At 65.0% G+C, this 6,463-nt stretch carries 7 protein-coding genes; 1 reads left to right on the forward strand and 6 read right to left on the reverse strand.

The window, feature by feature from the left end:
• Window positions 1-120 precede the first annotated feature (120 nt).
• Window positions 121-1,140: a S1C family serine protease gene (locus tag BN3266_RS04500; protein ID WP_059004102.1), complete on the forward strand. Its 1,020-nt coding sequence runs from the start codon at window positions 121-123 to the stop codon at window positions 1,138-1,140.
• 407 nt (window positions 1,141-1,547) lie between these two features.
• Here BN3266_RS04500 and BN3266_RS04505 read toward each other — a convergent pair whose 3' ends face one another.
• From BN3266_RS04505 to BN3266_RS04530, 6 genes are all read right to left on the reverse strand, one after another.
• A complete protein-coding gene (locus tag BN3266_RS04505; protein WP_059004103.1) occupies window positions 1,548-1,790 on the reverse strand; it encodes a hypothetical protein in 243 nt (80 codons plus the stop codon).
• A gap of 73 nt (window positions 1,791-1,863) precedes the next feature.
• Window positions 1,864-2,226, reverse strand: coding sequence for a helix-turn-helix transcriptional regulator (locus tag BN3266_RS04510; RefSeq protein ID WP_059004105.1), 363 nt, complete (start codon window positions 2,224-2,226; stop codon window positions 1,864-1,866).
• 175 nt (window positions 2,227-2,401) lie between these two features.
• On the reverse strand, window positions 2,402-3,475 hold the full coding sequence (locus BN3266_RS04515) for a lysylphosphatidylglycerol synthase transmembrane domain-containing protein (protein WP_059004108.1): 1,074 nt from the start codon (window positions 3,473-3,475) through the stop codon (window positions 2,402-2,404).
• On the reverse strand, window positions 3,472-4,188 hold the full coding sequence (locus BN3266_RS04520) for a polysaccharide deacetylase family protein (protein WP_059004110.1): 717 nt from the start codon (window positions 4,186-4,188) through the stop codon (window positions 3,472-3,474). The genes BN3266_RS04515 and BN3266_RS04520 overlap by 4 nt, the downstream gene beginning before the upstream one ends.
• A complete protein-coding gene (locus tag BN3266_RS04525) occupies window positions 4,185-5,279 on the reverse strand; it encodes an MGDG synthase family glycosyltransferase (RefSeq protein WP_059004112.1) in 1,095 nt (364 codons plus the stop codon). Before BN3266_RS04525 ends, BN3266_RS04520 begins: the two co-directional genes overlap by 4 nt.
• A 242-nt stretch (window positions 5,280-5,521) precedes the next feature.
• Window positions 5,522-6,130, reverse strand: coding sequence for a Crp/Fnr family transcriptional regulator (locus BN3266_RS04530; RefSeq protein ID WP_082671655.1), 609 nt, complete (start codon window positions 6,128-6,130; stop codon window positions 5,522-5,524).
• Window positions 6,131-6,463: the final 333 nt, after the last annotated feature.

Below are 6,463 nucleotides of genomic sequence, written 5' to 3' on the forward strand. Positions count from 1 at the left end.
GGAAACAGATCCTTTACAAAATCCGCCTTTTTGCTTCATTTTTTCATCATCCAGCTTTCACAGAGGGCCGGTATCCTAGAATCACCGAAAGCGAACAAGACAAAAGGAGGCCCACCCGCCATGAACGACCAATTTTGGAATCAACAGCACCCCACCTCCCCTCCCCCCGATCCGTCCCAGCCAGCGGCCCCCTATTCGCCCTACGCCCCCTATTCCGCAGGTCCCGCCCCCTACGCCCCGCCCCCCAAGAAGGCGCGGAAAAAGATGGGGGCCAAGGCCAAGACCGCCGCCCTGGTGACGGCCTGCTGTATGGGGGCCGGCCTCTTCGGCTTTGGCGGCACCGTGGCGGGCAACCTGCTCACCCGGCAGCTTTCGGGCAGCTCCCCGGTCCTCTACCAGGGCGTTCCCACCCAGAACACCAGCACCGGCGAGAACAGCGGCACCGTCTCCTCGGTGGCCGCCAAGGCCGCCCCCTCGGTGGTGGCCATCACCACCGAGACGATGCAGGGCTACTACGGCCGGGTGCAGCAGTCGGTGGCCACCGGCGCCGGCAGCGGCGTCATCCTCACCGCTGACGGCTACATCGCCACCAACAACCACGTCATCAGCGGCGCCTCCAAGATCACCGTCACCCTCTCCGACGGCACCCAGTACCCCGCCACCCTGGTGGGGACCGACTCGCAAAACGACCTGGCGGTCATCAAAATCGAGGCCAGCGGCCTGCAGGCCGCCGTGCTCGGCAGCTCCTCCTCCCTGGAGGTGGGCGACCTGGCGGTGGCCATCGGCAACCCGCTGGGCGCGTTGGGCGGCACCGTCACCGACGGCATCATCAGCGCCCTGGACCGCAACATCACCGTCGACGGCGAGACCATGACCCTGCTGCAGACCTCGGCGGCCGTCAACCCCGGCAACTCGGGGGGCGGGCTGTTTGACAAAAACGGCGAACTCGTCGGCATCGTCAACGCCAAATCCTCGGGCACCGGCATCGAGGGGCTGGGATTTGCCATCCCCATCGACACCGCCAAGCCGATCCTCGAAAAGCTGATGGCCGGCGGCGGGGACGATCTGAGCGGCCAGGGGAGCTACGGCGGGTCTGACGCCACACAGACCTTCCCCCAGGGCAGACAACAGCTCTACTAGAAAACAGCCCGTTTCAAATGCTTTCCCACTTTTTTCATTTTCTCTTCTCCTCTTTTCAAGGGGGGCGGGGGCGAACTCCCAGAAGGTTCGCCCCCGCCCCTTTTTTGTGGGAGGATGGGCGCTGCCCTTCCAGCCGCGCTCTCTCCGTGGTGGCGAGGGCCACTTTCTCATCTGCTGGGAGGTGGGACAGCTATTGGTGAGATAGGCGGCCACGGGACCCTCTCCCCCATCTATTGGAATATGGGGCAGTTATCGGGTGGGATGGGTGGCTGAGGAACCTTTTCCTATCCTCTGTCCGGGGGGACCTCCCCCGGACACGGCGGCGTCCCCAAACGCCAAAGAGAGAGGGCGGCCTCCCTCATTTGGGAAGTTCCGCCCCCTCTCTTTTCCATTCCGACCGCTCCTCCTCAAGCGCCCCGGTTACAGGCGGCTGCCCTCGCCTGCCGCCTGCGCCAGAGGAATGCACCCAGCAGGGCCGCCCCTGCCAACAGGGAGAGGGTGCAGAGGCCCAGCACTGCCTGCAGCCGGTTCCCCTCGATGAACGGCCAAAAGGCATAGACCTGCTGGGTGGTGTACCAGATGCGGCCCAGGCTGTCCATCGAGGCGGCGGGCACGCCGCTCTCGATCATGGTGGAGAGCACCCAGAGCACCAGGTCCCCCAGCCCGCCCAGGGCCGTCAGGCAGACGCCGGCGATCAGCAGGGCCCGGTTGGGGCGGGCTGCTCTACGACTTCGACGGCCGCAGCGGCAACCCCCAAAACTGTACCCTCATCACCGAAATCGACCCCGCCCGCTTCAAAGAGATGGTCTGATGTCTCTTATGCCCATCTCGATGTGTATAAGAGGCAGCCTGTTCGCCCGCCGGGGGCGGGGCGGCCGGGGGGAGGTCCCTCTCCGCCAGCAGCAGGTCGTCGGTGCTCACCCCGAACTGACGGCTGATCTCCACCACATTCTCGGTCCCGGGGACCGCCTCTCCCAGCTCCCACTTGGAGACCGCCTGCCGGGAGACCCCCAGCGAGGCGGCCAACTGCTCCTGCGAGAGCCCTTCCCTGCAGCGCAGCCGCTGCAACTTTTCCCCAAAGGTCATCTCTTGCCACTCCCCTTCCTCTCTCGCTGTCCATTATAGTCGGTGAAGCCGCCATCCGTCCAGCAAACCGGGGTGGCAGATGGGCAAACCCCGGTTGCAGCGCCGCCACCGGGCCCGATCGAGCGCAAAAAAAGGGCGGCCTGCGCCGCCCCTGTTGGAGTTTTCGTTCCCGGGTTCAACCCCCCGCCTTCACCTCGGCCCGCTGCTGCTGGCGGTGTTTCAAAAACTGGATGTGGACCGCCATGCTGACCCCACCGCTGATGAGGAGGAAGGCGTAAAAGCTGATCCCCCGGCTCATGAGCATGGCCGGCAGCACCAGTTCGGCCCCGAAGAAGAGGCGAAAGAGGGTGACAAAGCCCCCCTCCTGGGCCCCCACCGCCCCCGGCAGGGGAAGGGAGGAGACCGCCACCGTCAGCAGGGCCTGCACCGCCAGGATCTGCAGGGCCGAATAGCCCGAGAGCCCCAGCGCCTTGTAGACGCAGACCGGCACCAGGTAGAGGGCGGTGAGCTGGGCCACCGTGTAGAGGAGGACCCGCAGCAGCACGGTGGGGTGGCGGCGGATGTGGGCCGCCCCCTCGCGGTACTGCTCCAACTGGCTGTCCAGCCGGGCGGCGGTCTCCTCAAAGTGCTTGCACAGCCGCAGGCGGCAGAGGAGGCGCAGCACAAAGTAGCAAAAGCGCCGCACCAGCTTGTGGGAGAACATGGCGCAGGTGATGCCGACGATGCACAGCCCGTTGACGGCGATGCCGTAGACCAGCAGGATGCCGATCCCCTTGACGTTCTGGCTCACAAAGTCGCGCTGCAGGAGGAACATCGCCCCGCCGTAGCCCAGCATCACCGCCTGGTAGCAGACGGTGATGAGCAGAAAGTTCAGGGAGGCCAAGGAGAGGGGCACCTTGTCGCGCTGCATGTAGTAGACCTGGGCGGGCTGCCCCCCGGTGGCCGAGGGGGTGATGGAGGAGAAGTAAAACCCCACAAAGGCCGACTGCAGGCAGTGGCCAAAGGAGAGCTTTTTCCCCAGGGAGCCCAGCACCAGGTGGGTGTTGCAGGCCTCGCAGCTGACAAAGGCGAACATGCACAAAAGCCCCAGCAGCAGGTAGAGGGGGTTTGCCCGGCGGATCACCGCCCAGAGGGCGGGCAGGTCGCTGCCCCAGAGCAGCACCACAAAGGTCAGGGCGATCAGGGCGCCGAAGAGGGTCAGGTTGAGGGCGAACTTCTTCTTGTCGCCCAGGGGGGATCTCTGGTTCATCGCGCCATCTCCTCCGGCAGAATAAAGGTGAAACCGGCCCGCTGCAGGGCGGGCAGCGCCAGCCGCAAGGCCTGGATGGTCCGACCCGGGGCGGTGTCGTCGGCGCTCTTGCCCATGCTGCGGTCGTGCAGGCAGATGATCGACGAGCTGCCCACCCGCCTCAGCAGCCGCTGGGCGGTGCGGCGGGGGGTGGCCCCCCGCTCCCAGTCCTGGGCCATGACGCTCCAGAGCACCGTCTCCAGCCCCCGGGCCCGGGCCTCGTAGAGGGTAAAGGGGTTGCAGTTGCCCCAGGGCGGCCGGTAGTAGCGCGGCTCTGTCCCCAGCTCCCGCAGGGCGGCGAGGGACTGCTCCAGGTCCGCCCCGGCAAAGGAGGGGCGGCGGAAGCGGGCGTTCTCGTGCCGGTAGGAGTGGATGCCCACCTCGTGCCCCTCGGCTGTCATCCGCCGGATGAGGTCCGGGCAGGCGGCGGCGTTCTCCCCCACCACAAAAAAGCAGGCGGGGATCCCCCATTCCCCCAGCAGGTCCAAAAGGGCCGGGGTGTAGCGGGGGTCGGGGCCGTCGTCAAAGGTGAGCAGCAGCTTGCCGGGGCGGCCGGTCTGCCGCCAGACCGAGCGGCTAAAGGCCTTGCAGGAGAGGCTGGGGGCCACAAAATAGGCGGCCGCGCAGGCTGCGCCGGCCGCCAGTACCGATTGGGTGGTAGCGAGAGGGATCACGAGGCGCGCACCTCCAACCCGCTGCGCATCCCGGTGACGATTTTGAGGATGGCGTCGGAGTCGATGCCGGCCTTGAAGGTCTGCATGTTGGCGCGCAGCCGCTCCAGCTGGGTGTCGTTGTGGATGACCCGCTCGATCTCCTCCACGCACTCCTCCGGCCGGGTGGGGAGCACCAGGCCGATCTTCTGGTTCTCGATAAAGGCCGCGTTCTTGATCTCCTGCTGCAGATAGGGGCTGAACACCAAAATCGGCAGTTCGGAGAAGACGGTTTCAAACAGGGTGATGCCGCCCGGCTTGGAGATGACCAGATCCGCCTCCTGCATGTAGCGGTAGACCTGATCGGTGTAGCCCACCACCTCGATGTTCTCGTACCTGCCGTGGATGCGCTGGTAGAGGTCCCGGTTCTTGCCGGTGATGATGGTGGTCTTGACGTCCTTGAGGCCGTTGAGGCCCTGGTAGAAGGACTTGGCGCGGGGGAGCATCCCCAGCCCGCCGCCCATGATGAGCAGGTGCTTGCCGTCCTTTGCCAGGGGGTGGACGTTGGCCTTGAACTGCTCCTGCACCGGGATGCCGCTGATGAAGACCTTGCCCGGGGCGATCCCCTTTTCGATCAGGTTTTGGCGCACCGCCTCGCAGGGCACCAGGTACATGGTGGTGCTGGGGTTGATCCACTCCCGGTGGGTGCTCACGTCGGTGATGCAGGTGATGAGGGGGATATTCTGGCCGTTTTTCAGGTTGTACTGGCTCACCAACTGGGAGCAAAACGGCAGGGTGGAGACGATCATGTCCGGTTTTGTCTCGGCGATGAGGGTCTTGAGCTTGGCCTGAAAGTACCGGCAGAAGGGCGGGTGGATGTCCCGCTTCCAATTCTCGGTGAACTTGTAGTACCAGTTGTAGAGTTTCCCGGCCCGGTTGACCAGCAGGGTGTAGCCCTGGTAGAGCCGGCTGCTGTAATTGGGGATGGTGTATTCAAAGATGTCCCGCAGGGTGATGTTCACATCGCTGAAGGAACGCCGTATCTCATCGCCCAGTGTCTGGGCAGCAGAAAAATGGCCCTGCCCAAAGTGACCTGTTAAAATCAACACATTCATCTGTGATTCCCCCATGTTGTCCTGTGGTGTTCATTCCCGCACCATCACTATAGCCGATGGCGCCCATCAAACCGCTTAAACGGAGATGAAGAATTTGTTACGATTTTGGCTGCGGGTCCAACTGGGCACGCCGCCCCCGGCCCTGCGCCGACCGCTCATCTTTACGCGGTCATTATACCGCACTTTACCAGATTGCACAACTCCTCCAAGGTGTTTTTGGAGCAATGTGACAAGATTGTAATTTATTCGCCCCTTTGCACCAGGGAGAGGACCCCTGCCCGATAGCGCAGCCGCCCCTCCTGCACCAGCTCTTTGATGGTGCGGTTGAGGCTGCGCACGCTGGTGCCCAACTGGGCGGCGACGATCTCCTTGTCCAGCCGCAGCACCCCGCCGGGGGCCTCTGCCACCAGCAGCGCCAGCCGGTGGCGCAGGGGGGTGGTGATGTTGGTCACCGCCTTGTCGGAAAAGTCGTAGAGCTTGCGGGAGAGGCCGCCCACCACAAAGCGGGCAAAGCGCTCGTCCGCCTTCAGCCAGCGCAGAAAGGTCTCCCGGCTCATGGCGGCCACCCGGCACTCCCCCAGGGCGGCCACCTGGCCCATGGCGGGCAGGTCGTCCACCACCTCGGCCTCGCCCACCATGTCCCCCGCCCGGTAGATGCTCAGCACCATGGCGGCGCCGCTCTCCCCCACGGTGGAAACAGTGGCCGCCCCCTCTAATAGGAGGTAGACCCGGCCCCCCCGCTGCCCCATCTCCACCAGGTGGGCCCCGTGGGGAAAGGTGCGCCGCTCAATGCCGGCGGCCACCTCGGGCGGGCAGGTGGACAACAGCTCTTGTGCACTCGCGCGGCCCATCTCCCCACCCCCTTTACAGCGGCGCGGGAGCCGTCCCGCGCTGCCCGTTCTGTCAACTTTCAATTGCTTTTATTATACCACATCCCCCCAAGGGGGACAAACGCAAAAAGAGGGACGCCCGTCCTTTCGCCCCCTCTTTGACCTCTGGTATACTAGAGTCGATCAAGGGCCCCGGCCGCCCTCCGCCTTTGCCGGGGCCACCACAGAGAAAAGGAGTGTTTGCTGTGTCACCCATTCTCGTAGACATGGACCGGGCGGGCGCCGCCGGTCTGGCGGCCCTGCTGCAGAGCGGCCACCCCGTCTGCGCAGTCGTCGCCTCTTACGGGCGCGGCG

It is taken from the genome of Bittarella massiliensis (ex Durand et al. 2017) (genome assembly GCF_001486165.1).
In the GTDB taxonomy this organism is placed as follows: Bacteria; Bacillota; Clostridia; order Oscillospirales; family Ruminococcaceae; genus Bittarella; species Bittarella massiliensis.

Excerpts from the sequence above, each read along its gene's own strand:
- BN3266_RS04515 (WP_059004108.1), bottom strand. The coding sequence starts at position 3,475 with ATGAACCAGAGATCCCCCCTGGGCGACAAGAAGAAGTTCGCCCTCAAC.
- BN3266_RS04525 (WP_059004112.1), bottom strand. The coding sequence starts at position 5,279 with ATGAATGTGTTGATTTTAACAGGTCACTTTGGGCAGGGCCATTTTTCT.
- BN3266_RS04510 (WP_059004105.1), bottom strand. The coding sequence starts at position 2,226 with ATGACCTTTGGGGAAAAGTTGCAGCGGCTGCGCTGCAGGGAAGGGCTC.
- BN3266_RS04500 (WP_059004102.1), top strand. The coding sequence starts at position 121 with ATGAACGACCAATTTTGGAATCAACAGCACCCCACCTCCCCTCCCCCC.
- BN3266_RS04530 (WP_082671655.1), bottom strand. The coding sequence starts at position 6,130 with ATGGGCCGCGCGAGTGCACAAGAGCTGTTGTCCACCTGCCCGCCCGAG.